Origin of the sequence: Marivivens marinus, assembly GCF_035969385.1 — a bacterium.
Lineage (GTDB): Bacteria > Pseudomonadota > Alphaproteobacteria > Rhodobacterales > Rhodobacteraceae > SELP01.
Window position 1 is genome coordinate 161,829 of the sequence record NZ_JAYKKJ010000003.1, and the last position, 25,972, is coordinate 187,800.

At 65.4% G+C, this 25,972-nt stretch carries 21 protein-coding genes; 14 read left to right on the forward strand and 7 right to left on the reverse strand.

Features of this window, described 5'->3' with window-relative positions; all coding sequences use genetic code 11:
- Nucleotides 1-50: 50 nt before the first annotated feature.
- Nucleotides 51-1,283 (forward strand): FAD-dependent oxidoreductase, encoded by a 1,233-nt coding sequence (locus tag U3648_RS05605; RefSeq protein ID WP_420858259.1) that lies wholly within the window; start codon nt 51-53, stop codon nt 1,281-1,283.
- Here U3648_RS05605 and U3648_RS05610 read toward each other — a convergent pair.
- Both U3648_RS05610 and U3648_RS05615 read right to left on the reverse strand, forming a co-directional pair.
- The gene (locus tag U3648_RS05610; RefSeq protein ID WP_420858260.1) at nt 1,231-2,244 is read right to left on the reverse strand and encodes a YcjF family protein; all 1,014 of its coding nucleotides are present in this window, start codon (nt 2,242-2,244) and stop codon (nt 1,231-1,233) included. The two genes, U3648_RS05605 and U3648_RS05610, sit on opposite strands and share 53 nt — an antisense overlap.
- Nucleotides 2,241-3,656 (reverse strand): YcjX family GTP-binding protein, encoded by a 1,416-nt coding sequence (locus U3648_RS05615; protein WP_420858261.1) that lies wholly within the window; start codon nt 3,654-3,656, stop codon nt 2,241-2,243. Before U3648_RS05615 ends, U3648_RS05610 begins: the two co-directional genes overlap by 4 nt.
- Nucleotides 3,657-3,754: 98 nt before the next feature.
- On the opposite strand from U3648_RS05615, the gene truA reads away from it, so the two are divergent.
- The 3 genes from truA (at nt 3,755) to U3648_RS05630 (ending at nt 10,215) form a co-directional block, all read left to right on the forward strand.
- Entirely contained in the window at nt 3,755-4,528 is a 774-nt protein-coding gene (gene truA, locus U3648_RS05620; RefSeq protein WP_420858262.1) for a tRNA pseudouridine(38-40) synthase TruA, read from the forward strand.
- 183 nt (nt 4,529-4,711) lie between these two features.
- Nucleotides 4,712-6,460, forward strand: coding sequence for an autotransporter assembly complex protein TamA (locus tag U3648_RS05625; protein ID WP_420858263.1), 1,749 nt, complete (start codon nt 4,712-4,714; stop codon nt 6,458-6,460).
- Nucleotides 6,460-10,215, forward strand: a complete 3,756-nt coding sequence (locus tag U3648_RS05630; RefSeq protein WP_420858264.1) for a translocation/assembly module TamB domain-containing protein — start codon at nt 6,460-6,462, stop codon at nt 10,213-10,215. The genes U3648_RS05625 and U3648_RS05630 overlap by 1 nt, the downstream gene beginning before the upstream one ends.
- A gap of 31 nt (nt 10,216-10,246) precedes the next feature.
- Here U3648_RS05630 and U3648_RS05635 read toward each other — a convergent pair whose 3' ends face one another.
- The 3 genes from U3648_RS05635 to U3648_RS05645 are packed head-to-tail and all read right to left on the reverse strand — an operon-like array spanning nt 10,247 to nt 14,405.
- Entirely contained in the window at nt 10,247-11,671 is a 1,425-nt protein-coding gene (locus U3648_RS05635) for an aldehyde dehydrogenase family protein (protein ID WP_420858265.1), read from the reverse strand.
- Nucleotides 11,672-11,697: 26 nt separating this feature from the next.
- Nucleotides 11,698-12,999, reverse strand: coding sequence for an NAD(P)/FAD-dependent oxidoreductase (locus U3648_RS05640; protein WP_420858266.1), 1,302 nt, complete (start codon nt 12,997-12,999; stop codon nt 11,698-11,700).
- A gap of 8 nt (nt 13,000-13,007) precedes the next feature.
- Entirely contained in the window at nt 13,008-14,405 is a 1,398-nt protein-coding gene (locus tag U3648_RS05645; protein WP_420858267.1) for an aspartate aminotransferase family protein, read from the reverse strand.
- Nucleotides 14,406-14,935: 530 nt separating this feature from the next.
- On the opposite strand from U3648_RS05645, the gene U3648_RS05650 reads away from it, so the two are divergent.
- From U3648_RS05650 to U3648_RS05680, 7 genes are all read left to right on the forward strand, one after another.
- Nucleotides 14,936-16,021: a polyamine ABC transporter substrate-binding protein gene (locus U3648_RS05650; RefSeq protein ID WP_420858268.1), complete on the forward strand. Its 1,086-nt coding sequence runs from the start codon at nt 14,936-14,938 to the stop codon at nt 16,019-16,021.
- A gap of 72 nt (nt 16,022-16,093) precedes the next feature.
- Nucleotides 16,094-17,236, forward strand: a complete 1,143-nt coding sequence (locus U3648_RS05655; protein ID WP_420858269.1) for an ABC transporter ATP-binding protein — start codon at nt 16,094-16,096, stop codon at nt 17,234-17,236.
- A 12-nt stretch (nt 17,237-17,248) separates the two neighbouring features.
- Nucleotides 17,249-18,145: an ABC transporter permease subunit gene (locus U3648_RS05660; protein ID WP_420858270.1), complete on the forward strand. Its 897-nt coding sequence runs from the start codon at nt 17,249-17,251 to the stop codon at nt 18,143-18,145.
- Nucleotides 18,142-18,957: an ABC transporter permease gene (locus U3648_RS05665; protein ID WP_420858271.1), complete on the forward strand. Its 816-nt coding sequence runs from the start codon at nt 18,142-18,144 to the stop codon at nt 18,955-18,957. Before U3648_RS05660 ends, U3648_RS05665 begins: the two co-directional genes overlap by 4 nt.
- Nucleotides 18,954-20,294 (forward strand): glutamine synthetase family protein, encoded by a 1,341-nt coding sequence (locus U3648_RS05670; RefSeq protein WP_420858272.1) that lies wholly within the window; start codon nt 18,954-18,956, stop codon nt 20,292-20,294. Before U3648_RS05665 ends, U3648_RS05670 begins: the two co-directional genes overlap by 4 nt.
- Before the next feature lies 1 nt (nt 20,295).
- Complete coding sequence (locus U3648_RS05675) at nt 20,296-21,660, forward strand: aspartate aminotransferase family protein (RefSeq protein ID WP_420858273.1); 1,365 nt, start codon at nt 20,296-20,298, stop codon at nt 21,658-21,660.
- A 3-nt stretch (nt 21,661-21,663) separates the two neighbouring features.
- Nucleotides 21,664-23,049 carry a glutamine synthetase family protein gene (locus U3648_RS05680; protein WP_420858274.1) on the forward strand — a complete coding sequence of 462 codons (1,386 nt, stop codon included), beginning with the start codon at nt 21,664-21,666 and terminating at the stop codon, nt 23,047-23,049.
- 25 nt (nt 23,050-23,074) lie between these two features.
- Here the strand turns inward: U3648_RS05680 and U3648_RS05685 are convergent, their stop codons facing one another.
- On the reverse strand, nt 23,075-23,587 hold the full coding sequence (locus U3648_RS05685; RefSeq protein WP_420858275.1) for a DUF2478 domain-containing protein: 513 nt from the start codon (nt 23,585-23,587) through the stop codon (nt 23,075-23,077).
- Nucleotides 23,588-23,652: 65 nt separating this feature from the next.
- On the opposite strand from U3648_RS05685, the gene mobA reads away from it, so the two are divergent.
- The 3 genes from mobA to U3648_RS05700 are packed head-to-tail and all read left to right on the forward strand — an operon-like array spanning nt 23,653 to nt 25,639.
- On the forward strand, nt 23,653-24,261 hold the full coding sequence (mobA, locus tag U3648_RS05690; protein WP_420858276.1) for a molybdenum cofactor guanylyltransferase MobA: 609 nt from the start codon (nt 23,653-23,655) through the stop codon (nt 24,259-24,261).
- Nucleotides 24,258-24,749, forward strand: coding sequence for a molybdopterin-guanine dinucleotide biosynthesis protein B (gene mobB, locus U3648_RS05695; RefSeq protein WP_420858277.1), 492 nt, complete (start codon nt 24,258-24,260; stop codon nt 24,747-24,749). The genes mobA and mobB overlap by 4 nt, the downstream gene beginning before the upstream one ends.
- Nucleotides 24,746-25,639: a molybdopterin guanine dinucleotide synthesis gene (locus U3648_RS05700; protein WP_420858278.1), complete on the forward strand. Its 894-nt coding sequence runs from the start codon at nt 24,746-24,748 to the stop codon at nt 25,637-25,639. The genes mobB and U3648_RS05700 overlap by 4 nt, the downstream gene beginning before the upstream one ends.
- 55 nt (nt 25,640-25,694) lie before the next feature.
- On the opposite strand, the gene U3648_RS05705 is transcribed toward U3648_RS05700, so the two are convergent.
- Nucleotides 25,695-25,928, reverse strand: a complete 234-nt coding sequence (locus tag U3648_RS05705; protein ID WP_420858279.1) for a sulfurtransferase TusA family protein — start codon at nt 25,926-25,928, stop codon at nt 25,695-25,697.
- Nucleotides 25,929-25,972 lie beyond the last annotated feature (44 nt).

Here is a 25,972-nt window from a genome sequence, read left to right on the forward strand (position 1 = left end):
TTTGCGCGGGCCATGCCGCCCGCTAGGGTTGCACGAAAAGGGGTGGGCGATTGAACAGGTTATCCATTGGCATTGCGGGCGCGGGGATTGGCGGACTGGCCGCTGCCGCGCTGCTTTCCGACCTTGGCCATCGCGTCACCCTGCTGGACCAGTTCGACACCCCCGCGCCGGTCGGATCGGGCCTTGTGATCCAGCCTGTCGGTCAGGCAGTGCTGGACATCGTCGGAGCTGGACCCTCGGCGCGTGTATGGGGCCGCGCCGTGCACCGGATGCTGGGACATGAAGGCGAGGCCGGGCGCATTGTTCTGGATGTGTCCTACGACCGGTCGGGCAAGGGCTGGCACGGGTTGGCCATTCACCGGGCAGCGCTGTTTCAGGCCCTGTTCGACGCTGCAATGGCGCGGCCTCTGACCCTTGTGACCGGGGTGCGGATTATCGGGCGAGAAAGTAGAACCTTGCTGGACACCTCGGGTCGGCGGCACGGCCCGTTCGACCTGATCGTCGATGCAACCGGTGCGGGGTCGACGCTGTCCCCGCTGCGGTCGCGCCCCCTGCCCTATGGCGCGGTCTGGGGTGTCGTGGACTGGCCCGCGACCAACCTGCCAAGCGATGAATTGCGGCAATGCTACCGCCGCGCCAGCCGGATGATCGGGGTCTTGCCGATTGGCTTGCTGCCGGGGGACACAGCACCAAAGGCGGCTGTCTTCTGGTCGCTGCCCGCGGGTGGCCATGCCGATTGGCTGGCCGGCGGGATCGACAGCTGGAAGGCCGAGGCGATCGGGCTTTGGCCCGAGGTCGCGCCCTTCCTTGGCCAAATCACCGACCCGGCCCAGATGACAATGGCCCGCTACTCTCATGGCACCCTGCGGCAGCCCTTTGGCGATGGGATCGCCCATATCGGCGACGCGGCGCACCGCACCTCGCCGCAGCTTGGGCAGGGGGCGAATATGGCGCTGTTGGATGCTCTGGCCCTTGCGCGGGCGCTGGAGCGGCACCGCCATTGCCTGCCCGACGCACTGCGGGCCTATGGCCGGGGGCGGCGCTGGCACGTGGCTGCCTATCAGGGGATGAGCGCGGCCTTCACCCCGCAATACCAATCCGACAGCCGCAGCCTGCCGGTGCTGCGCGATCATCTTCTGGCGCCGTTGTCGCGGGTCTGGCCGATCCCGCCGGTCCTGTCGGCGCTGGTGCGAGGCACGATGCTGCCCGCACTTGGCAGCCTTGGTCCGGTCAGCCCGACCGCCCGAACAGCCCCGTCAACGCCCGCTTCACAACCCCGCTGACCGAGGGGCGCTTGCCCGCCGAAAACGGCAGCGGACGGCAGACCTCCATCGCGGCCACGCCGACGCGGGCGGTCAGGGCACCGTTGATCACCCCCTCGCCAAAGCGGCGCGAGACCTTGGACAGAACCCCGCCCCCGGCGACCGATCCGATCAGGTCATCGCCCACAGCCACGGCGCCCGTCGCCACCAGATGGGCAAAGACCGCGCGGGTCAGACGCCAGCTGCCCAAGGTGCCGGACCGACCGCCGTAGATTTCCGCGATCCGGCGGATCATCCTCAGGTTCGCCGTCAGCGCCGCGAACAGGTCGGCCAGCGCCAAGGGCACGATGGCCGTCACCGTGGCGACCTGACGGGCGGCGGCCTCAACCTCGGTCCGTGCGCGGGCATCAAGCGGGTCCAGAACCGTATCTTCCGCCAGCCGCAAAAGCCCGTCGGCATCCAGAACATCCCCCTGCCGCTCTGCCAGCCGGGCACGGCCCCAGTCGGTGTCGGGCCGCCGGTCGTAAAGGCGGGTCAGATCGGCCACTACGGCCCGCGCCGCGGACAATTGTCCGATGGCCAGCGCCGCATCCGCGGCTTTCTGAATGCGGTCCACCCGGCGCAGCCGCCCGAAGGCCGCCAGTTCGCGCAGAGCGACCAGAGCCAGGATCGCCAGCACCACGACCAGAAGCACCGTCGCGATCCCGCCAAGGATCGGCGACCGCGCGATCAGCCCGATGACATTGTCATAGGCGGCCAGCGAGGCCGCGAAGGTCAGAAGCGACAGAAGGCTGCCCCAGAACCACCGGGCCAGCCGTGACGGCCTGCGCCCGGCAAGGGCAGCGACCTGCTGCATCGCGACCCCTTGCGGGACCTCCGCAAGGTCCGGCACCGGCGCAGCTTCTTCCACCTTCGGCGCGGGCGCGCCCTCCTCCATCTCGATCAGGACAGGCCCCTTCGTGGCCTCGCGCGTCTTTGTCATAGCCGGTCTCCGATCAGGAACTGCGCCGCCTTATCAAGCCGGATATGTGGCGGGCCATCGCCCGGTTTCAGGGTCAGGGGCTGGGGTGCGAATTGCATCACGGCATAGTCCTCGTCCAGCCACGCCTTGGCCCCGTCACGCGCCGGGGACAAAAGATGGGCCGGGTCGTCAGGCAGTGCACCGGGGTGAAACGCCGCGACCTTGCCGCTGTCAAGCAGACGACCTCGGACCACGTCCAGGGGGGCGCTGTTGTGATCCACCCGATCCTCGACCGTGGTGCGCAGGGCGGCGATGGACATCGCGGCGGTGTCGGCCCCGGCGAATTCCGCACGGTCCTTCGCTTCGCGCAGAAGGGCTTCGGCGATGGCGGTCAATTGCGGGTGCTGGGAGTGGTGCAGATGGTCGGCCTTGGTCGCCGCGAACAGGATCTTTTCCACCCGCCGCCCGCCCAAAAGCCGGGTCAGCCACGCGTTCCGCCCCGGCCGGAAGGCCGAGAGAATCTCGGCCATGGCGTGGCGCAGGTCTTCGACCGCGCGCGGCCCCGCGTGGACCGCCCCCAGCACGTCAACCAGCACGATCTGCCGGTCGATCCGGGCGAAGTGATCGCGGAAGAAGGGTTTGACCACGTTCTTCTTGTAACTTTCAAACCGCCGTTCAAATTCGCGATACAGGCTGCGCCGCCCGGCCCCCGGCGTGGCCGGCAAGGGCGCAAAGGTCAGCACCGGCGACCCTTCCAGATCCCCGGGCAACAGGAACCGCCCCGGCGAACAATCCGAATATCCCGCATCCCGCGCGGCATGAAGGTGCGCGGTGAAGGCATCTGCCAGCGATTGGGCCACCGGTTCATCAAGATTGGCAGCGGGATCAATTGCCGCCAGCGCGGCGCTGACGTCCGCCCCGCTGGGCCGGTCGCCGATCCGCGATAGAACCCCGGCGGACCAATCGGCAAAGCTCTTGTCCAGTAGCGACAGGTCCAGTAGCCATTCACCAGGGTAGTCGACGATATCCAGATGCACGGTCCGTGGCCCTGACAGGCCGGACAAAAGCCCGGTCGGCTGAACCCGCAGCGACAGGCGCAGTTCACTGATCCGGCGGGTGCCGTCGGGCCAGCGCGGCTCTGGCGCGGTCAGCCGGGCAAGGTGGTCTTCATAAGGAAAGCGCGGGATCGTATCGTCCGGCTGCGGCTGAAGGTAGGCCGTGCGGATCGCGCCGTTGGCGGCGGCGACAAGCTGCGGCATCCGGCCCCGGTTCATCAGGTTCGCGACCAGAGAGGTGATGAACACCGTCTTGCCCGCCCGCGACAGACCGGTGACGCCCAGCCGGATAACAGGGTCGGAAAAGGGGGCTGTCAGGGTTTCGGCCACGGCGTCCACCGTCCGGCTGATCCCGTCTGCAATCGTGCCAAGTGCCAAGTTGCGCCCCTTTCGGCCTGTGTCCCGCCCAAGATAGGCATCGCCCCCGACCCTGTGTAGGGATTGATTTCGCGGCCACCTCCCCCTATGGCGCGGACATGCCCCGCTATGCCCTGAAAATCGAATACCACGGTGCGCCCTTCGCGGGCTGGCAACGTCAGGCTGACCAGCCATCGGTTCAGGGCGCGGTCGAGGCCGCGCTGGCGCGGCTGGAACCGGGGGAGCATACCATCGCCGCCGCGGGCCGGACCGATGCCGGGGTGCACGCAACCGCTCAGGTCGCCCATTGCGATCTGGCCCGCGACTGGGACCCGTTCCGCCTGTCCGAAGCGTTGAACTACCACCTGAAACCCGCCCCCGTGGCGATCGTTGCCTGCGCGCCCGTCGCCCATGACTGGCACGCGCGGTTTTCGGCGGTCGAGCGGCGCTATCTGTTCCGGCTGGTCGCCCGCCGCGCACCATTGGTGCACGAGGCCGGGCTGGTCTGGCAGGTCAAGAACCGACTAGACCGGGCGGCGATGCAGGACGGGGCCGACCGGCTGATCGGGCTGCATGACTTCACCACCTTCCGGTCGTCGATCTGTCAGGCGGCCAGCCCAGTGAAGACTCTGGATGAATTGCGGGTCGAGGAAATTGCTCGGGCCGATGGCGGGCAGGAATTCCAGTTCCACCTGCGCGCCCGGTCGTTCCTGCACAATCAGGTCCGCAGCTTTGTCGGCACGCTGGAACGGGTCGGCGCGGGGGCTTGGACGCCTGACGATGTCACCGTGGCGCTTGAAGCGCGGGACCGCGCGGCCTGCGGCCCGGTCTGCCCGCCCGAAGGCCTGTATCTTGCCGGGGTGTCCTACCCCGTCGATCCCTTCGCCGCCTGACCTGATAGCCGCCGATCCTCACCATTTTGTGGTCGGCAAAGCCTTGCCGATGGGGGTTTCCCCATTTTCTTCGGCTCTACATAGGGTATCAAGGCCACAAGGGTCCGAAAGCGGCCCAAGGCACCGGACGGAGCGGAATATTTGGGACGATTTGCCCCCATGCTTGCACTTGCCGCGGGTCTGATGACCGCGGCCCCCCTGCCCGCGCAGGATGTGCAGTTCCGTCTGACCACCGAAGATGCGGGGCTGCGGAGCACCCTGCGGCAGGCATCCCTGACTGCGGCGTTGGCGGCCGAAGGCACGGGAACACCGCAGGATATCGTGGCGGCAGCACAAGCCGACTATCGACGGATGCTGACCGGCCTTTATGCCGAGGGTTTCTATGGCGGCACGGTGTCGATCCTGATCGATGGGCGAGAGGCGGCCGGGCTTGCCCCGCTGGATGCGCCCGCCACCATCGGATCGGTCGAAATCCGGGTGACGCCGGGACCGCGATTTAGCTTTGGGCAGGCGGGAATTGGCCCGCTTGCGCCGGGCACCACCCTGCCCGAAGGCTTCCAGCCCGGCGCGGTGGCCCGGTCCAACATGGCCCGCGCGGCTGCGATTGCCGCCGTCGATGGCTGGCGTGACGCGGGCCATGCCAAGGCAACCCCGGACAGTCAGGACATCACGGCGGTCCATTCCGAAAACCGGCTGGATGTGTCCATCGGGATCGACCCCGGCCCGCGCCTGACGTTCGGCCCGCTGATCCCATCGGGCAATGTCGCGGTCCGGTCAGAGCGGATTGTCGAAATCGCGGGCCTGCCGGAAGGCACCGTGTTTTCCCCGGAGGAGGTTTCGCTCGCCGCGCAGCGGCTGCGCCGCACCGGGGCCTTCAGCGCTGTCACCCTGACCGAGGCCGAAGATTACACCGCCGATTTCACCCTGCCCATTACGGCGCAGGTCGCAGAAGAAAAACCGCGCCGGTTCGGGTTTGGTCTGGAGTATTCCACGGTCGAGGGATTGGGCCTGTCCGGCTACTGGATGCACCGCAACCTCCTGGGCGGGGCCGAAAACCTGCGGGTGGAGGCCGATATCTCGGGTCTCGGCGGGGAAACGGGCGGCACCGACTATCGGCTGTCTGCGGATTTCCGGCGTCCCGGCACGCTCCACCCCGACAACGACCTGCTGATCGGGGCCAGCATCGAACGGCTGGACGAGCCCGACTTCTTCCTTGACCAGATCGCGCTTGAGGCAGGGTTCGCTCGCCGGGTCAGTGAACAACGCACCGCCAGCGGGGCCATCGGTTTTGTTGCGGCCACCGTGGAAGACGACCTTGGCAGCCGCAGCTATCAGCTTTTGACCCTGCCGTTGACCGGCACCGAAGACCGGCGCGACGATCCGCTTGATCCCGCTTCGGGCTTTTACCTGTCGCTGGATATCACGCCGTTTCTTGGCTTTGGCGACGCCGGTAGCGGCGCGCGGATCTATGCGGACGGGCGAGCCTACCGCAGTTTCGGGACGGATGACCGGGTGACACTGGCGTTTCGCGGGCAGCTTGGGTCGGTCATCGGGACCGGCCTGTCGGACAGCCCGTCGGACTATCTGTTCTATTCCGGCGGCGGCGACACCGTGCGCGGGCAGCCCTACCAGTCATTGGCCATCGACCTTGGCGGTGGCAATGAAATCGGCGGGTTGTCTTTTGCCGCCGCCTCGATCGAGGCGCGGGTGGATGTGACCAACAAGATTGGGCTGGTCGGCTTCTATGACGCCGGGTTCGTTGGCGACACGGCCACCCCTTTCGAAAGCGGCGACTGGCACGCCGGCGCGGGCGTCGGTATCCGATACAACACCGGGCTGGGTCCGATCCGGGTGGACCTTGCCACGCCGGTCACCGGCCCGGATGCCGGTGGCAGCCTTTCGTTCTATGTTGGCATCGGGCAGGCATTCTGATGCGGCGCGCGGTCCTTGCCTTTTGCCTTGTCGCCACCCCTGCCCTGTCGCAGGACGCGGCGGAAGACGACAAGGGATACATCACCACCTTTCTTGAAGAAAACCTGTCGGGGGCCGGGCGGGTCATCACCATCGACGGATTCGAAGGGGCGCTCAGCGCGCAGGCAACCATCGACAGCCTGACTGTGGCGGACGACGTCGGGGTCTGGCTGCGGATGGAGGACCTGACGCTGGATTGGTCGCGGTCGGCCCTTTTGTCCGGGCGGGTCGATATCACCGAACTGTCCGCCGGGCTGATCGCGGTTGATCGCCTGCCCAACACCGTCCCCGACGGCCCCGCGCCCGAAGCGACGCCCTTTGCCCTGCCCGACTTGCCGGTCTCCATCGACATCGGCACGCTGGCCGCGACCCGCATCGAACTGGGCGCGCCGCTGCTGGGGGAGCAGGTCGCGGTTGGCCTGACCGGCACGGTCAGCCTGGATGGGGGCGCGGGCAGTGCCACGGTCCGTGCCGCGCGGCTGGACGACGGGCGGGTCGGAGAATTCGATATCACGGCCGCCTATTCCAACGACACCCGGCAGCTTGACCTGTCGCTGATCTTGAACGAGGGCCCCGGCGGCATCGCGGCGCGGCTTCTGGATCTGCCGGGGCTGCCGTCGGTGGGGCTGGAAATCGTGGGCGGGGGACCGCTGGAGGATTTCGGGGCTGACCTGCGGTTGGCCACCGACGACACCCCGCGCCTGACCGGGCGATTTGACATGGTGACGGGGGCCGAAGATGGAGCGCAGACCATCGACCTTGCCGCATCGGGCGATGTCACGGCGCTGTTCTTACCCGAATACCGCGATTTCTTTGGCCCGCAGGTCCGGCTGAACACCCGTGTGATCCGCTTTGCCGATGGCGCGACTGAGTTGGACCAGCTGGATCTGTCAGCCCGCACGCTGGGCGTGTCGGGCACCGCGCGGATCGGCGCGGATGGCTGGCCCGAACGCTTTTCACTGGTGGGGCAGTTGACGGAGCCGGACGGCGCGCCGCTGCGCCTGCCGATTGCGGGCGACCCGACCACTGTCGCCGGCGGCACGTTGATGCTGGGGTTCGATGCGGCGCGTGGCAATCAATGGCGGGTTCATGCCGACCTGAAGGGGCTTGTCCGGCCCGATTTGTCGATTGCGCAGATTATCGTGACCGGCGGCGGCATGATTGACCCGGGCCGTGCGGATGCGCCGGGGGCGTTTACCGCCGATGTGGACTATGCCGCCCAAGACGTCGCGCTGGCCGATGAGGGCATCCAACAGGCCTTGGGCGATGGCCTTTCCGGCGTTCTGTCGCTGCGCCATGTCGAAGGCGAACCAACCTACATCGACCAACTGATCCTAGATGGCCCCGGCATTGCCCTTTCTGCGCGGGCCGAGATCGCGGGGGCGGACCAGGATTTCGCAATCGACAGTTCGGTCAACCTTGCCGCCCGCGATATGGGCCGTTTCGCCAGCCTTCTTGGGCAGGACATTGGCGGGGCGGCGGATGTGACAATCGTGTCGCGGCTGATCCCCACCTCTGGCGCTGTCCGGGCGCAAGTCGCGGGCGAAACCGTTGATCTTCGCGTTGGTATCGCGCAGGTGGACCCGCTACTGACCGGGGCAGGGCAACTGTCCGTCATGGCCGTGCGGGACCACACCGGAACCCGGCTGGACGGTCTGTCCATCGCCACGCCGCGCGCAGAGATTTCCGGCGATCTGTCCCTGACCAGCGCCGCGGCCAATGCGGATATCCGCATGGCGCTTGTCGATATCGCCGATATTGACCCCCGGCTATCCGGCCCTGCCGTTCTGACCGCCACGGGCCAACGCGCCAGCAGCGGGCTTGGCCGGATCGAGGCAGAGGTGCAATCGGGCGCCGACCGGATCGCCCTTCTGGCCGACCTGCCAGAGACAGACACAGGCGCCCCGATCCGCGCCAACCTTGCGGCGACGGTGACCAACCTGTCGCGATTTGCCGAGATCTCGGGTCAGACCCTCTCTGGCGCCGTGTCCAGCAGCGTGACGGGCACACTTGCCGAGGACCTTTCGACCTTCGACCTTGCCGTTGCCGCGCAAAGCCAATCCCTGCAGACCGGGAACACTGCGGTTGATCCGCTCTTGCGGGGCGCGGGCCGGGTTTCGGCGCGTATCGCCCGGTCCGAAGACGGGCGGATTGATCTGCCCGAGATCGAGATCGTGACCCCGGCGGCCAACCTGTCGGCCGCCCTGTCAACCTCGGCCGAGGGCGCGGGAACGGGCCGGTTTGACGCCCGATTGGCCGATGTGGGCCTGTTGGCCCCGGACTTCAGCGGCCCGGCCAGCGCGACAGGCACCGCCCAACGGGGGGCCGATGGTATCTGGTCGATCAACGCCAATGGATCCGGACCCGGCGGGACGACCATGGCCCTGAGGGGCACCGCGACCGAAGACCCGGTGCTGAACCTGTCGGCGACGGGATCGGCCCCACTCGGCCTGTTGAACGGGATGCTGGCCCCGCGCCGACTTGGTGGGATCGCCCGCTATGACCTGCGGCTGTCCGGGCGGCCGGACCTGTCCGCCCTCTCTGGCACGATCACAACCGAAAGCGCCCAACTGTCCGCACCGACCCTTGGTCAGTCGATCGACCAGATTTCTACCACTGTCACCCTGTCAAACGGATCGGCCCGGATCGACATGACCGCCGCGCCAGAAAGCGGCGGGCAATTGGCATTGCGGGGGTCGGTGGGAATGACCGCTCCGTTCAACGCGGCCCTGACGGTCGAGGCCGCAGATTTTGTCCAGCGCGATCGGCAGCTTTACGACACGACGATCAGCGGGGCGCTGGGGATCAACGGGCCGCTGGCGGGCGGGGCCCGAATTGACGGTCGGCTGTCGCTTGGAGAAACCAATCTGCGGGTGCCTTCGTCTGATTTCGGCACGCTGGGCGCCCTGCCCGAGGTCGCGCATATCGGCGCCCCTGCCCCGGTGCGGCAGACGCTGGACCGGGCCGGCCTGACCCTGCAAGGAACCGAACCGTCGACCGGCGGCAGTGGCGGGCCGGCCTACCCGCTGGATATCGTTGTCGATGCGCCTGCGCGGGTCTTTGTCAGGGGCCGGGGTCTGGACGCGGAACTGGGCGGCAGTCTGCGGCTGACGGGAACCACTGCGCTTGTCATCCCACAGGGACAGTTCAACCTGATCCGGGGCCGGCTGTCGATCCTGCAACAGCGGTTCGACCTGACCGAAGGCTTTGCCGCCATTCAGGGGGATTTCGTGCCCTACGTCCGGCTTCTGGCCAGCACGCGGGCAGCGACAGGCACCATGATCAATGTCATCATCGAAGGGGTGGTGACCGAACCAGAGGTCAGCTTTACCTCTTCCCCCGAACTACCGCAGGACGAAATTCTGGCCCAGTTGATCTTTGGCCGTGACCTGAGCGAGATTTCCCCGTTTCAGGCGGTGCAACTGGCCGGTGCAATCAGCACGCTGGCCGGGCGCGGCGGAGCCGGGTTCGTGGACAATCTCCGGGCGGGTATCGGGCTGGACGATCTGGACGTGACGACCGATGCGGACGGCAATGCCGCCGTGCGGGCCGGAAAATACATCTCGGAAAACGTCTATACCGACGTGACGGTGACCGGGACCGGTGAAACCCGGATCGACCTGAACCTTGACGTGACCAGCGACATCACCGCCAAGGGCGGTGTATCCAGCGACGGGGAAACCTCTCTCGGGATCTTCTTCGAGCGGGATTACTAGGCAGCAAGACCGGGCAAGAAGGCCGCTCCGATCAGGCCCGTGACACCGCCTTGATCTCAAGGAAGTCCTCGATCCCGAACAAACCGCCTTCGCGGCCCTGCCCGCTCATCTTGTAGCCGCCAAAGGGACTGCCCCAGCTGATGTCGCTGTCGTTGACATGCACATCCCCCGCCCGCAACGCGCGAACCAGTCTGTCGGCGCGGGCGGCATCGCCCGTCTGGACATAGGCGGCCAGACCATAGGGGGTGTCATTGGCGATGCGCACTGCCTCTTCCTCGGTCTCGAACCGCAACATGACAAGGACCGGGCCAAACACTTCTTCTCGGGCAATGGTCATGTCGTTGGTCACGTCGGCAAAAACGGTAGGACGGCAATAGTAGCCCGCGTTCAGCCCATCGGGCTTGCCCGTGCCGCCCGCGATCAGCCGCGCGCCTTCGTCGATCCCGGCCTGGATCAACCCCTGCACCTTGTCCCAATGCATCTGCGAAATCAGCGGGCCGATGTGATCCCCAGGCTGGGTCGGATCACCGACCTTCTGGGCCAGCGCGGTTTCGCGGGCCACCTCGACCGCGCGGTCATAGACCGAGGCCTCGACCAGCATCCGGGTCGGCGCGTTGCAGGACTGGCCAGTGTTCTGGAAGCAATGGCGCACGCCACGGGCGACGGCCTCGTCCACATCGGTGTCGGCGAACACGAGGTTCGGGGATTTGCCGCCCAGTTCCAGCGTCACCCGCTTTACCGTGTCGGCGGCATCCTTGATGATCGCGGTGCCTGCTCGTGTGGACCCGGTGAAGGACATCATCTGCACGTCCGGGTGGCGGGACATGGCCGCGCCCACCACAGGTCCTTCGCCGTTCACAAGGTTGAAGACACCGGCAGGCACCCCGGCCTCATGCAGGATCTCGGCATAGATCATCGCGTCCCACGGGGTCAGCTCGGAGGGCTTCAGCACCATGGTGCAGCCCGCCGCCAACGCCGGAAGCACCTTCAGCACAACCTGATTGACCGGCCAGTTCCACGGGGTAATCAGCCCGCAGACCCCGATCGGTTCACGCAGGATCTGGTCACCGTTCAGATAGGTGCTGTCGAACTGCAGGGCCTTCAATGCCTCGACAACCCCATCCAGATGGCCCTTGCCCACAGCAGCCTGCGCGCCCCAGGACAGGTCCCGCGGGGCGCCCATTTCCTGCATCACCGCATCGGCGATTTCATCATAGCGGGCGACATAGGCAGCCCGGATATCGGCGAGAAGGCCCAGCCGGTCGTCCTTGGTCGTCTGCGAAAACGCAGGGAAGGCGGCATTGGCGGCGGCCACTGCGCGGTCCACATCGGCGGCGGACCCAAGGCTGATCACAGCGATCTGCTCCTCGGTCGCCGGGTTCAGGACCGGAAAATCGTTCGGGGTGATCGGATCCACCCATTCGCCGTTGATATAGAACTTGCGCAGGTCTTTCATGGCGCACCTCCCTGGGGCGTTTGGAATCAGAGTTTGTCCCGAAGCGAGAACCAGACCATCGCCAGCACCAGAAGCGGCCAGCGCATGAGGACCCCGCCCGGGAACGGCGTTGTCGGCACCTGTGCCATAAGGTCGAACCGTTCCGCTTGTCCGGCAACGGCATCGGCTGCCAGTTTCCCGCCCATCGTCGCCATGGCGACCCCGTGCCCGGAATAGCCGGAGGCAGACAGGATGTTGCCCCGCAACCGTTCGAAATGCGGCATCCGGTTCATGGTGATCCCCAGCGTACCGCCCCAGGCATGGCTGATCCCGATCCCCTTCAACTGGGGATAGATCTCCTCCATCGGGCGGCGGACATTGGCGGCGATATCCTTGGGAAACCGGTAGCCATAGCTTTCCGTGCCGCCGAACAGCATCCGGTTGTCTTCGGACAGGCGGAAATAGTTGATTACGAATTTGCTGTCGGCCACCGCGTGCCGGTCCGGCAGGATCGTCGCTGCAAAATCATCGGGCAGCGGATCGGTCGCCACGATGAAATTGTTGATCGGCATAACGCGCGAGGCCACCCGGCCCTGAAGGTTACCCAGATAACCGTTGCAGCCAAGGATCACGTGATCGGCGGTGATCTTCGCCTGTTCCGTGGTGACGATCGCGGGTGCGGCCTCGGTCAGGCCGGTGACGCGGGACATCTCAAAGATGCGAACCCCGGCGGACAGGCAGGCGCGGGCAAGCCCGAAGGCGAACCGCAGCGGGTGGATATGCCCCGCGCCCATGTCCAGCGTGCCGCCGTGGTAGGCCTCGCTTCCCACCAGTTTGCAGGTTTCCGCCCTGTCGAGGGTGCGGATGGCCGAATAGCCGTAGTCCTCTTGCAGTTTTCGCGCATAGGCGTGGGAATGGGCGACAAAGCGTTCCCGGTGGTCGGCGTGGATGATGCCGGGGACAAAGGTCGCGTGGGCGTCATGCCGCGCATCCAGATCGCGGATCAGCCGGACCGAGTCTTGGGCGATGTCCCACAGGCCCCGCGCGACGTCGCGCCCGACCATGCCCTCCAGTTCATCCTGATCCAGCCTTTGGCCGCCCGACACCTGCCCGCCATTGCGGCCAGAGGCGCCCCAGCCAACCCGATGCGCCTCCAGCAGGATCACGTCATAGCCGCGTTCGGCCAGATGCAGGGCGGCGGACAGCCCGGTGAACCCACCCCCAACGACGCAGACATCGCAGGCCAGGTCCCCCACCGCCACGGGTTGCGGCGCGGGCTGTTCTGCGGTGTCTGCGTACCAGGACCGGGGAAATTCCCCGGTCCGGTCGTTGGCGGTCAGGATATCCATTGCCGGTCTCAGGCAGCGGGCTTGAGCATATCGTCCGCCTTGAGCCCTTCGTAGGTTTCGTCCAGCGCCTTGCGGGCGCGGGCGGCAAGGATATCGACCTCTTCATGGGTCAGGGTCAGCGGCGGCGACACGATCATCCGGTCGCCCACATGGCGCATGATCAGGTCATTGCCAAAGCAGCGTTCGCGGCAGCGCCAGCCGACGGTTCCGGCATCATAGGCAAAGGGCGCGCGGCTGCCCTTGACCGGCACCAGCGCGAGCGAGGCCATCATGCCGACGATCTTGGTTTCGCCCACCAGAGGGTGGTCGCCAAGGCTGTGCCACGCCTGGGCCAGATACGGACCGATGTCATCCCGGACCCGTTCGACGATGCCCTCATCTTCGATGATCCGCAGGTTTTCTAGTGCCACGGCGGCGGCGACGGGGTGGCCGGAATAGGTGTAACCGTGGTTGAAATCCCCGGCAGAGCCGATGACGCCCGCGACCTCGTCCGACACCACGGAGCCACCTATCGGCAGGTAACCGGAGGACAGACCCTTGGCGATGGTCATGATGTCGGGGCGCAGGTTGAAGGTTTGGGAGCCGAACCAGTTACCGGTGCGGCCAAACCCGCAGATCACCTCGTCCACGATCAGCAGGATTTCATACTTGTCGCAGATGCGTTGAATTTCGGGCCAGTAGGTTTCCGGCGGGATGATCACGCCGCCGGCGCCCTGCACTGGTTCACCGATAAAGGCGGCAACGCGGTCTTCGCCCAGTTCAAGAATTGCCTGTTCCAGTTCCTGCGCGCGGGCAAGACCGAAATCTTCGGGAGTCATGTCGCCGCCTTCGGACCACCAGTTGGGCTGGTTGATGTGGTGGATGCCCTGAATGACACCGCCCTGCTTGTGCATCCCGGCCATGCCGCCAAGGCTCATCCCGGCCATGGTCGATCCGTGGTAGGCGTTCTTGCGGCTGATGACGATCTGCTTTTCCGGCTTGCCCTTGGCTGCCCAATAATGGCGAACCATGCGCAGGTTGGTGTCATTGGCTTCCGATCCCGACCCGGCAAAGAAGACGTGGTTCAGGTCGCCCGGGGCAAGCTGGGCGATCTTCTCGGCCAACTGGATCGCGGGGACGTGGGTCGTCTGGAAGAAGGTGTTGTAATAGGGCAGATCCATCATCTGGCGGGCCGCGACCTCGGCCAGTTCCTTGCGGCCATAGCCGATGTTGACGCACCACAGACCGGCCATTGCGTCCAGAATGCGGTGGCCCTCGCTGTCGGTCAGCCAGTTGCCTTCGGCGCGGGTGATGACGCGGGCGCCCTTCTTGGCCAGATCCGCATTGGCGGTAAACGGGTGCATATGGTGGGCGGCATCCAGCGCCTGCAATTCAGCGGTGGGAGAGTTGATGGAAATCGTCGTCATGGGCTGGTCCTCGCCTCGTCTTGCGGGAAATGTGCCGCCTTGGTCGGGCACGTCCGTCGGTGTCAGAAAGTCCGGCGGCCTGTCGCGCACCGGGATCGAACACAGAATATCGGGGTCCGTCGGGGAGTCAATATTTTTGATCAAATTATTAAGCTGGACAGTTCGATCCCGGCCAGAACCTAACTGAACCGCCTCGGAATCTCCCGTGATTTCCGCGAAATGCCGAATCCCCGCACAGCAATATCGCAGGCATTCCCTACCATGAACCGATACCGATTCGGTTGCCCGGCCGGGGGCGTGGACGCCATCTATCAATTATTTGAACACAACGCGCGATTTCCGGGCGCTCTTGGCATAAGCCCCCGGCCTCGCAGCAGTTTTCGGGTTCCCCCCTTGCAAATCTCCTGCGGTCATGGCCCGATGATTTCCGGATGATCCGAAGATAAATGTTGCCAAACAGACAACGTTTGATCAAATTTACCGGCAGGACGCCAAGAAACCACTCACAAAGATCACCAGGGAGACCCAAAATGAAGATGACATGGCTGCCGATGGCCGCGGCCCTTGCCGCTGTCGCTGGCGCGACCACCGCGGAAGAGGTGCGCGTCTACAACTGGTCCGACTACATCGACGAAGAGCTGCTGACCAAATTCGAAGAAGAAACCGGGATCGACCTGATCTACGACGTCTTCGACAGCAATGAACTTCTGGAAACGAAAATGCTGGCCGGCGGGTCAGGCTATGACGTGGTGGTTCCCTCGGGCACCTTCCTTCAGCGCCAGATCGAAGCGGGCGCGTTCCAGCCGCTGGACCCCGCAAAGCTGCCGAACCTTGGCAACATGTGGGACGTGATCGAGGAACGCACCGCACAGTACGACCCCAACAACGCCTATTCGGTCAACTACATGTGGGGCACCACCGGCATCGGCTATAACATCGGCATGGTACAGGAAGCGCTTGGCGAAGACGCGCCGCTGGACAGCTGGTCGCTGGTCTTCGATCCGGCCAACATGGAAAAGCTGGCGGATTGCGGCGTCTACTTCCTTGACGCCCCGGCCGAGATGATCCCGGCAGCGCTGCTGTATATCGGCGAAGACCCGAACAGCCACGACCCGGACGTGATCGCCAAGGCCGAAGAGGTCTATGCGGCGGTACGCCCCTACATCCGCAAGTTCCACAGCTCGGAATACATCACCGCGTTGGCCAATGGCGAGATTTGCGTGGCCGTCGGCTGGTCCGGCGACGTGTTCCAGGCGCAATATGCGGCCTCCGAGGCCGAGAACGGCCACGAGATCGACTATTCGATCCCGGTGGAAGGCGCACAGATGTGGTTTGACCAGATGGCGATCCCGGCCGATGCGCCGAACCCGGACGCGGCCCATGTGTTCATCAACTTCATCATGGACGCCCACAACTCTGCCGCCGCCACCAACTATGTCTGGTATGCCAGCGGCAACGAGGCCGCGCAGGAATTCATCGATCCGGAGATCCTTGAATACCCGGCCGTTTACCCGGACGCCGAAACGCTGGGCAAACTGTTCACCACAACGCCCTATGACGCAGGCGTGCAGCGGGTTGTCACCCGCCTGTGGACCCGGATCAAGTCGGGCACCTGATCCGACCTGACCGACAGCGCCCCGTGCCGGTTCCGGCGCGGGGCTTTTCATTCCTCCGGACCCGAGAGTTCCATGGCCCAGCCCGCGAAAAAACAGAACGTCTTTGCCCCCTGGCTGGACGACACCCAGAAACCGCTGATCGAATTTTCCAATGTGACCAAACGGTTCGGAACCTTCACCGCGATCGACGATCTGAACCTTGCGATCTACGAGAAAGAGTTCTTTGCCCTGCTTGGCCCGTCGGGTTGCGGCAAAACTACGCTGATGCGGATGCTGGCCGGGTTCGAAACCCCGACCGAAGGAACAATCCGTCTGGGCGGAGAGGACATTGCCGCCGTGCCGCCGAACAAGCGCCCGGTGAACATGATGTTCCAATCTTACGCGCTGTTTCCGCATCTATCGGTCTGGGACAACATCGCCTTTGGGCTGCGCCGTTCGGCCATGCCCAAGGACGAAATCGGCCCCCGTGTCGAAGAAATGCTGCGCCTGACCCGGCTGGAGAAATTCGCCCGCCGCAAGCCGCACCAGATTTCCGGCGGCCAGCGCCAGCGCGTGGCGCTGGCCCGGTCGCTTGCCAAGGCCCCGAAACTTCTACTGCTGGATGAACCGCTTGGCGCGCTGGACAAGAAGCTGCGCACGGAAACCCAGTTCGAGCTGATGGATATTCAGGAAAAGACCGGCACTACTTTCGTAATCGTGACCCACGATCAGGAAGAGGCGATGACGGTGGCCAGCCGCGTTGCCGTCATGGACCACGGGCAACTGATCCAGGTCGCGACCCCGGCGGATATCTATGAATACCCGAATTCGGTCTATGTCGCCGACTTCATCGGCGATGTGAACCTGATCGAAGGCACCGTGACCGCCGTCAACGAAGGCACCTGCGAGGTCAGCTATGCCGAAGGCGCGGCCCCGATCAAGGCGGCCACCCCCGAAAGCGGTGTGCTTGGCACCCGCGTCACCTTTGCGATCCGGCCCGAAAAGATCGTTGTCGGCAACGAACCCGACCCGACCCGGACCAACGCGGTGAAAGGAAAGATCGAGGATATCGGCTATCTTGGCAATATCTCGACCTACCACGTTCGGCTGGACAGCGGGCAGCTGATCTCGGCACAGATGACCAATTCGCGCCGCTTGGCGCGCCGCGATTTCACTTGGGAGGACGAAGTGTGGCTGTCGTGGACCGACACCGCTGGCCTCGTCCTGACGCGGTAGGGGGATCATCCAATGAACCTGCGCCGTTTTTCACTGATCGGGGTTCCCTACCTCTGGCTTGTGCTGTTCTTCCTCGCGCCGTTTCTGATCGTCCTGAAGATTTCCCTGTCGGACTACGCGGTGTCGATCCCGCCCTACACGCCGACGCTGGATATCTTCGGCGGCTGGGCGTCGATCTCGGATTTCTTTTCGAAGCTGGATTTCGAAACCTTCAAGTTCCTGACCACCGATGACCTGTACTGGAAGGCCTACCTGTCCAGCCTTCAGATTGCGATCATCGCCACGCTGATTACCTTGTCGGTCGGGTTTCCCATCGCCTATGGCATGGCCCGCGCCCCGGAAGAATGGCGTGCCACCCTGATGATGCTGGTGATCCTGCCCTTCTGGACCTCGTTCCTGATCCGCGTCTATTCGTGGATGGGCATCCTTGGCAAAGAGGGATTTCTGAACGGGGCCCTGCTGTGGCTTGGGATCATCGACGACCCGCTGACAATCCTGAATACCAACGTCGCGGTCTATATCGGCATCGTTTACACCTACCTGCCCTTCATGATCCTGCCGATCTACGCGACGCTGGACAAACTGGACGTGTCGCTCTTGGAAGCTGCCGAGGATCTGGGCTGCACCCGCACCTCGGCCTTTTGGCTGGTGACCGCGCCCATGTCCCGGCCGGGCATTATCGCGGGCTGCTTCCTTGTCTTCATTCCCGCGCTAGGGGAATTCGTCATCCCCTCGCTTCTGGGCGGGTCGGGGACGCTGATGATCGGCAAGGTCCTGTGGGAAGAATTCAGTTCCAACCGTGACTGGCCGGTGGCCAGCGCCGTGGCGATCATCCTGCTGCTGATCCTGATCATCCCCATCATCCTGTTCCAGAAAAACCAGGAACGTCAGGCGGAGGCAGACCAATGAGACGGTTCAGCTGGTTCAACGCGACCTCGCTCACGCTTGGGTTTGCCTTCCTTTACATCCCGATGATCCTGCTGGTCGTCTACAGCTTCAACGGCGGCCGCAACGTGGCCGTCTGGGGCGGGTTTTCGACCAAATGGTATGGCGAGTTGGTCAAGAACGAAGCCTTTCTGGATGCCGCATTGGTGACGCTGAAGGTCGGGCTGATGTCGTCGACGCTGGCAACGATCCTCGGGACGATGGCGGCCTATGTTCTGGTCCGGGGCGGCAAGTTCTATGGCCGGACCCTGTTTTCCGGAGCGATCTACGCGCCGCTGGTCATGCCAGAGGTCATCACCGGCCTGTCGCTGCTTCTGCTGTTCATCGCGGTGGGGCTGGACCGCAGCGTGACCACCATCGTTCTGGCCCATACGACCTTTTCGATGTGCTATGTCTCGGTCGTGGTGTCGTCGCGTCTGGTGTCCTTTGACAGATCGTTGGAAGAGGCGGCGCTGGACTTGGGCTGCACCCCATTCGATGCGTTCAAATCGGTCACCCTGCCGATCATCGCGCCTGCGGTCATCTCGGGCTGGCTTCTGGCCTTTACCCTGTCGCTGGATGACCTTGTGATCGCGTCCTTCGTGTCCGGCCCGTCGTCCACCACCCTGCCGATCAAGATCTGGTCCGCGGTGCGTCTGGGTGTCAGCCCGGAAATCAACGCCCTGTCCACCATCATGATTGGGATCGTGACTGTGGGGGTTCTGATCGCCGCCTTCATGAACAAACGGGCGGTGGTGCAGCGCCAGAAGGACGAACAAAAGGCCGCCGCCGCATGACCACCTTCGACGCCGAATGGGCCGCCCATGTCGCGGCCCACGGCACCCCGGACCGGATCGAGGCGATCCTGCCCGACATCAACTGCATCCCGCGCGGCAAATGGCTTCCGGGGACCGAGGCTGGGAAACTGGCCAAGGGCGGGCTGCGCCTGCCGGAATCCACCTATGCGCCAAACATCTTCGGGGAAGAGGTGGATGACAGCGGCCTTGGCAGCGTGAAAGGCGACCCGGACGGGGTGCTTTTGCCCATTCCCGGCACGTTGCTGCCGGTGCCTTGGTCGGACGGAAACGTCGCGCAGATGCTGGTCGAGATGGTGGATGACACGGGCGCGCCGTCTGCCCTATCGGCCCGTGGACACCTTGCGCACATGCTCGGCCGTTTCGCGGCGCGGGGCCTGCATCCGGTCGTCGCGACCGAGTTGGAATTCTACGTCTGCCGCCCGCGCGAGGAAACCACCGACGCGCCCGAACCGCCCTCGGGCCTTGGCCGGGCGCGCAACTATGACATGGGCGCATTGGACCGCGCGGAAGAGATGATGGCGGAAATCATCGCCGCCGCGCAGGCGCAGGGGCTGCCGACCGATACGCTGACCGCCGAATACGGCCCCGGCCAGTTCGAGATCAATTTCCTGCACACCGCCGATGTGCTGGCCGCCGCCGATATGGCGGTGCTGTTCCGGCGGTTGGTTGCGGGTGTGGTCGGGTCGCATGGGCTGGAGGCCACGTTCATGGCCAAACCCTATGCCGATCATCCCGGCAATGGGATGCATGCGCATGTGTCGGTGCTGAACGATGCGGGCGACAATGTGTTTGCCGCCTCTGAAGGTGTGTGCGACATGCTGGGCCATGCGGTTGCGGGCGTTCTGGCCACCATGCGCGACCTGCAACTGGTCTTTGCCCCGCACCTAAATTCCTACCGCCGGTTCCAGCCCAACAGCTTTGCCCCGACCAGCCCCGACTGGGGGATCGACCACCGGGGCGTCGCCGTGCGCCTGCCCGAAACAGCGGGCAAGGCCGCGCGTCTGGAACACCGGATCTGCGGCGCGGATGTGAACCCCTACCTGGCGCTGACCGGCATTCTGGGCGGCATGCTGCATGGGATCGAACAGGGGTTGGTGCCCCCTGCCCCGCTTGGCGCGGGTGAGGTTTCGGACAAGCCGCCGCTGTCCCACGACTGGCTCGACACGATCGCCGCCTTCCGCGCCTCACCCATCGCCCGCGACATCTGGGGGGCCGAATTCCACAGCGTGTTATGCGCGGTAAAAACGGACGAGGCGGCACAACTGACCCGCATCATCCCGCCCGTGGAATACCGCACCTATCTGGGACGCATCTGACATGACCCAAATCGCAGGGCTCGCTCAGGACCGGATCGACAGCTTTGCCCGGACCGAAACGCAGGCCTATCTTGCCGCGCGGCCCAAAACGCAGGCTGCCCATGCGGCTGGGGCGGGCGGGTTCCTTGACCGGGTGCCGATGCATTGGATGACCGACTGGCCACAGCCCGTGCCGATGCTTGTCGAGGTGGCAAAGGGCGCGCGGCTGACCGATATCGACGGCAATCAGCTGGATGATTTCTGCCTAGGCGACACCGGGTCGATGTTTGGCCATTCCCCCGCCCCGGTTGCCCGCGCAATCCGGGCGCAGGCGGGGCGCGGCCTGACCTACATGCTGCCGACCGAGGCCGCATATGAGGCCGCGCGTCTGTTGTCAGAGACCTTTGGCGACATGCGCTGGCAGATCGCCCTGACGGCCACTGATGCCAACCGCTTTGCCTTGCGGGTCGCCCGCGCGGTGACGGGCAGGTCCAAGGTTCTGGTGTTCAACGGCTGCTACCACGGCACCGTGGACGACGCGATGGTCGAGCTGCGGGACGGGCAAACCATGACCCGCCCCGGCCTGATGGGGCAGGTCGAAGACCTGACCGCCAAGGCCGTGGCCTGCGAATTCAACGACCTTGCCGGGGTGGAGGACGCGCTCAAGTCCGGCGACATCGCCGCGATCCTGACCGAACCGGTGATGACCAATTCCTGCATGGTGCTGCCGAACCCGGAGTTCCATGCCGGTCTGCGCGAACTGGCCGACCGCTATGGCGCGGTGCTGATCATCGACGAAACCCATACGATTTCCAGCGGTTGGGGCGGATATACCCGTGTGCACGGGCTGCGCCCGGATATCTTTGTCGCGGGCAAATGCGTGGCGGGCGGGATGCCGACCGCCGTCTGGGGGCTGACACCCGCAATGGCCGATCGCTATGCAAAGGCGAACGCGGCCCGCGCACCCGGCCACAGCGGCATGGGCACGACCCTGTCGGCCAACCCGATGCAATTCGCCTGCCTGTCCGCCAACCTGGCCGAGGTCATGACCCCCGCCAATTACGCCCGGATGGAACGGGGTGCGGCGCGCCTCGACCGGGGTCTGTCGCGGGTGATCGCGGCGCATGGGCTGCCCTGGCATGTTGTCCGGGTGGGCGCGCGGGTGGAATTCATCTGCGCCCCCGGTCCCCTGCGCAACGGGACCGAGGCTGCCGCCGCCCATCAGCCACGGCTCGAGGCCGCGCTGCACATGGGCCTTCTGAACCGGGGTTGCCTGATCGCGCCCTTCCACAACATGATGCTAATCTCCCCCGTCACCACGGCTGCGCAGATCGACCGGCTGATCGCCGCATTCGCCGATGTGGTGGACCAATTGATGAAAGACTGACCGATGACCTGCCCCTCTGGCGCCACCTTGACCGAAGCCCAGACCTTTCTGGACGCCCACCCCGAGATCGAAGCGGTGGACCTGATCCTGACCGACAGCAACGGGATCGCGCGGGGCAAGATCATCCGGCGGCACGAACTTGAAAGCCTCTATACCTCGGGCCGCCACATGCCGATTTCGATCCTTGGTCTGGATATCGTGGGCGAGGACGTACACGAAACCGGGCTGATCTGGGATCAGGGCGATGGCGACCTGCGGGCATGGCCCATCCCCGGCACGCTGGTCCCGCTGCATGGAACCAATCCGCCCCGGGCCGAGGTTCTGATGTCACTTTATGAACTGGACGGCACGCCGATGACGTCCGACCCGCGCCATGCACTGGCCCGGCAGGTGGCGGCGATGGCGGACGAGGGCCTGCACCCTGCGGGTGCGTTCGAACTCGAATTCTTCCTGCTGGCCAATGAGCCCGATGCCGATGGCCGCCCCCGTCCCGCGGGCGACGTTCTGGACGGACGCCAGGGCAGCCGCAAGACCGAGGTTTATTCCGTCGACCACCTGCACGGCATGTGGCCGCTGTTTTCCGATATCTACGCGGGGGCCGAAAAGGCCGGGATCACGGCCGAAACCGCGATTTCGGAATATGCGCCGGGGCAATACGAACTGACCCTGAATTACCGCAAGGACGTGATGCAGGCCGCCGACGACCTGATCCGGCTGAAACGGATCGTGCGGGCACAGGCCCGGGCGCATGGCGTCACCGCCTGCTTCATGGCCAAGCCGAACGAGGATTACGCCGGGTCCGGCATGCATTTCCACGTCAGCCTGCTGGACGATGCGGGCAAGAATGTCTTTGTCGAAGAGGTCGAAGGGGCTTGGACCGACACGATCCGCCACGCCATCGGCGGCCTGCGGCAGACAATGGGGGAATCGATGCTGGTCTTCGCCCCACATGGCAACAGCTGGCGCCGGTTTTCGTCGCAAAGCTACGCGCCGGTGTCGACGACCTGGGGGGTGAACAACCGCTCGGTCGCGCTACGCATTCCCGCCGGATCCAAATCCGCCCGCCGGATCGAACACCGCCCATCGGGGGTGGATGCCAACCCCTATCTTGTTGCCGCGACCGTGCTTGCGGGCATCCGCAAGGGGCTGGCCGAACGGATTGACCCCGGCCCCGAAACCACCGGCAACGGCTACGAAGAAGGCAGCGATTTGCCCATGCCCCGCGACTGGGCCGAGGCAATCCGGGCAGCGCAGGGATCGGAATTTCTGAAGGATGCCTTGGGCGAACAGATGCACCGCACCTTCACCGCCGTGAAGGCCGCCGAATATGCGCGGGTGCAGCGGACGATTTCGAACGTGGATTACGACCTGTATCTGCATACCGTCTAGGCAACAAAGCCCGCGCAGGGTCGCCCTAGTTGGTCCTGCCCCCGGCCGTGGCCCAATCCATCAGCGCGTCGCTATCAGGCAATAGGTCCTCCGCCAGCCCCTGCGCGAAATCGTCAAAGGCGGGCCGGTTTTCATCCGCCACAGCGGTCAGCACCGGGATACCCTCGGCCAGTGCCGCGCCGATCAAAGGGCGAAAGCCGCGCCCCTCCGCCTCTTCCTTGCCGAATTTGTTGACCACGATCAGCCCCGGCCTCGTGGCGATCTGCCCCTCGACATAGGCCACCGCCTCGGCCAGACCGGCGGGGTCGAGCCTGCATCCACTGGCCCCCGGCCCAAGGTTCTGGCTGATCCGTACCCGGCCACCACCGGGCAAAAGGGTCAGGTCCATGTCCCGATGCGCCGTGTCCGCGCCCGGCGTATTCACCTGCACCGCGCCCGCGACGGAAATCCCCCGCGCGCCCAGCCTGTCGGCCACAGCGGCTAGCAACGGGTCGGCCCCGTCCGCTGTCGCCTCGATCCTGATGACGCCCAACCGCATGGCCGGTCCCCTTGCAACCTGTCCCTTCGGCTTACAGTATGTGCAAGGACTGGCAAAGCGACAGGATGTCCCCCTTGGGAAATGACAGCAATCTGCGGGTCGGCGGGGTGATCCTTGCGGGCGGGCGAGGCACCCGGATGGGCGGCGCCGACAAGGGTCTTCTGACGCTGGCTGGACGTGCGCTTCTGGCGCATGTGGCGGACCGGCTGGCCCCGCAATGCGCGGCGCTGGCAATCAATGCGAATGGCGATGCGGCGCGATTCGCGGCGTTCGACCTGCCGGTTCTGCCCGACCCGATCGACGGGTTCGCGGGCCCGCTGGCGGGGGTTCTGGCCGGGCTGGACTGGGCAAGGGAGAAGGGGTTTGACGGCATCCTGACCGCCGCTGCCGATAGCCCCTTTCTTCCGTCCGATCTTGATCTGCGGCTGGTGGGCGACGGGGTCGCCCTTGCAGCCGATGCAGAGGGCAACCTACATCCAACCTTTGGTTATTGGCCGACTTCTGCCCGGGACGGGCTGCGCACCTTGCTGAAGACGGGCGAGCGCAAGGTCCGGCTGGTCGCGGACCGGCTGGGCGCGGTGACTGTCCCCTTCCCCGCCGCCGACCCGGACCCGTTTTTCAACATCAACAAGCCCGAAGATCTGGCCCATGCCGAAAGGATGATCCAGCGATGAAAGTCTATGGGATCACGGGCCGCAAGAATTCGGGCAAGACCGGCCTTGTCGAACGGCTCGTCGCGCAGTTCACCGCGCAGGGGCTGCGGGTATCAACGGTCAAGCACGCCCACCACGAGATCGACATCGACCATCCGGGCCGCGACAGTTTCCGGCACCGCACGGCGGGCGCGGCGGAGGTGATCGTTGCCTCCCCCTACCGATGGGCCTTGATGGGAGAGCTGCGCGGGGCGTCGGAACCGCCGCTGGACGCGCTTTTGGCCAAACTGTCGCCGGTCGATCTGGTTCTGATCGAGGGCTACAAGGCTGCCCCCCATTCAAAGATCGAATGCTACCGGGCCGCGACGGGGCAACCGCTCTTGTCGCCGGAAAACCCGACGATCCGTGCCGTGGCAAGTGACAGTGGCGTTGCAACCGCCCTGCCCCGGTTCGATCTGGACGACACAAGCGGTATCGCGGGCTTCATCGCGGCAGAGCTGGGCCTGTGACCCCCGACCGCGTGGCCATCGTCGATTGGTCGGCGGCGGGCGTGCCGAAGCGGGGCAAGGATTCGATCTGGATCGGGGTGGCGGACCACAAGGGCGTAACCGCCACCAATATCCCGACCCGGATCGGGGCCGAACAGACCCTCGCGCACCTGATCGCGGAGAGTCGTGCCGATGGGGTCCGCTTGCTGATCGGGTTCGACTTCAACTTTGGGGCTCCGTCTGGGTTGGCCCGCCATCTGACGGGCAGCGCGAGGGCGCTGGCCCTATGGGATTGGTTGGGGGCACGCGTGACTGACACAGACCGGAACCAGACCAACTATCGCGCGGTCGCGGCGGCGATCAACGCGACCCTGCCGGGGGATGGGCCGTTCTGGGGAAATGGCGCCAAGGCGGAGGTGCCGGGCCTGCCGCGCCGCAAGCCCGCCCTGCCGCCAGGGTTGGCCGAGCACCGGGAAACCGACCTGCGCGGAAGGATCAAGGGGCTGTCCCCGAAACCGATCTGGCAATTGGCCGGGGCCGGGGCGGTTGGGGCGCAATCCCTGACCGGCATTCCGATGCTGGCGCGGCTGCGCCGCCTGCCCGGTGTCGCTGTCTGGCCGTTCGAGGATTGGGCCGGCGCCACGGTCGTTCTGGCAGAGGTCTACGCCAGCCACCTGATGGAGCAGGTCCGACCGTTGGTCGCCGGGGGGATGGTCGCGGATGCGGCGCAGGTGCAGGTCATGGCGCGCGCGTTCCTTGGGGCGGCGCGGGCCGGTGCATTACCCGCGATGATGCGGCCCGAAGTGCCGCGCGACATCCTGCTGGATGAAGGCTGGACATTGGGGGTCGGCCATATCAGGGCACTGGAGAACGGGTTTCAGCGAGGTGTTTCGGTGCCGCTTCAACCCTAGCCGACCGCGGGTGGCGCGTGGCCAATCTGGCGATTTGCCGGTCTTTCGATCCGGCTTAGGGGATACCCCGCCGGATCAGATGCACCTGCGCATCGTCTTCCTCGGTCATGCCCAGATACTCGTGCCCGGCCTGCCCGCAGAAATGCGGCATGTCCACCACGGCCACCGGGTCCGTCGCCAGCACCCGCAGAACCTGCCCCGGTTGCAGGCGTTCCAGCCCCTTGCGGGCCTTCAGAACCGGCAGCGGGCACAGCAGGTCACGGGCGTCGATTTCGGCGTCATGGGTCATAGCTGCCGCGATACCGGAAGCCCCCGGTAGAGCGCAAATGAAAA

Coding starts and splice junctions, on each gene's coding strand:
- U3648_RS05625 (WP_420858263.1), top strand. CDS start 4,712: ATGACCGCGGCCCCCCTGCCCGCGCAGGATGTGCAGTTCCGTCTGACC.
- U3648_RS05635 (WP_420858265.1), bottom strand. CDS start 11,671: ATGAAAGACCTGCGCAAGTTCTATATCAACGGCGAATGGGTGGATCCG.
- U3648_RS05640 (WP_420858266.1), bottom strand. CDS start 12,999: ATGGATATCCTGACCGCCAACGACCGGACCGGGGAATTTCCCCGGTCC.
- U3648_RS05670 (WP_420858272.1), top strand. CDS start 18,954: ATGACCACCTTCGACGCCGAATGGGCCGCCCATGTCGCGGCCCACGGC.
- U3648_RS05660 (WP_420858270.1), top strand. CDS start 17,249: ATGAACCTGCGCCGTTTTTCACTGATCGGGGTTCCCTACCTCTGGCTT.
- U3648_RS05680 (WP_420858274.1), top strand. CDS start 21,664: ATGACCTGCCCCTCTGGCGCCACCTTGACCGAAGCCCAGACCTTTCTG.
- U3648_RS05685 (WP_420858275.1), bottom strand. CDS start 23,587: ATGCGGTTGGGCGTCATCAGGATCGAGGCGACAGCGGACGGGGCCGAC.
- U3648_RS05705 (WP_420858279.1), bottom strand. CDS start 25,928: ATGACCCATGACGCCGAAATCGACGCCCGTGACCTGCTGTGCCCGCTG.
- U3648_RS05610 (WP_420858260.1), bottom strand. CDS start 2,244: ATGACAAAGACGCGCGAGGCCACGAAGGGGCCTGTCCTGATCGAGATG.
- U3648_RS05645 (WP_420858267.1), bottom strand. CDS start 14,405: ATGACGACGATTTCCATCAACTCTCCCACCGCTGAATTGCAGGCGCTG.
- U3648_RS05630 (WP_420858264.1), top strand. CDS start 6,460: ATGCGGCGCGCGGTCCTTGCCTTTTGCCTTGTCGCCACCCCTGCCCTG.
- U3648_RS05655 (WP_420858269.1), top strand. CDS start 16,094: ATGGCCCAGCCCGCGAAAAAACAGAACGTCTTTGCCCCCTGGCTGGAC.
- mobB (WP_420858277.1), top strand. CDS start 24,258: ATGAAAGTCTATGGGATCACGGGCCGCAAGAATTCGGGCAAGACCGGC.
- U3648_RS05665 (WP_420858271.1), top strand. CDS start 18,142: ATGAGACGGTTCAGCTGGTTCAACGCGACCTCGCTCACGCTTGGGTTT.
- U3648_RS05675 (WP_420858273.1), top strand. CDS start 20,296: ATGACCCAAATCGCAGGGCTCGCTCAGGACCGGATCGACAGCTTTGCC.
- truA (WP_420858262.1), top strand. CDS start 3,755: ATGCCCCGCTATGCCCTGAAAATCGAATACCACGGTGCGCCCTTCGCG.
- mobA (WP_420858276.1), top strand. CDS start 23,653: ATGTCCCCCTTGGGAAATGACAGCAATCTGCGGGTCGGCGGGGTGATC.
- U3648_RS05650 (WP_420858268.1), top strand. CDS start 14,936: ATGAAGATGACATGGCTGCCGATGGCCGCGGCCCTTGCCGCTGTCGCT.